The sequence below is a fragment of the Lactobacillus delbrueckii subsp. delbrueckii DSM 20074 = JCM 1012 genome, assembly GCF_001433875.1.
Classification (GTDB): Bacteria; Bacillota; Bacilli; order Lactobacillales; family Lactobacillaceae; genus Lactobacillus; species Lactobacillus delbrueckii.
On record NZ_AZCR01000143.1, the window covers coordinates 1 to 338 of the forward strand.

Below are 338 nucleotides of genomic sequence, written 5' to 3' on the forward strand. Positions count from 1 at the left end.
TCTTCAGCGCTCAGAATATTGTTAATGGCCATTTCAAGGCCACGAATGTGTGCACTGCTCTTTTTGACAGCTGGGCATGCGAGCTTGGCCAGCCGGATAAGCCTCTGTGCCAAATCATTGGCACGTTTTTCACCAATACCAGATAAGCTCTTTAAGAAGTCGATGATATCGGCTTCTTTTGTTTCTAATACAATATTAGGGTGTGGGAATTTGAGAACAATACTCCAGTAGTTTTTTCCTCTCGGATTAGCCATTAGGTGCTCAATCTCTGGGAAAGTGAGCTGAATGGCTTTGTGCAGTCTATTCTTGTTGGTTATCAGATCGTGCGAAGCCTGCTC

Annotated in this window: 1 pseudogene; it reads right to left on the reverse strand. The window is 44.4% G+C overall.

Annotation, left to right across the window (positions count from 1 at the left end):
• Nucleotides 1-338 (reverse strand): annotated as a pseudogene (locus FD23_RS08855) (IS110 family transposase); the annotation flags it as partial.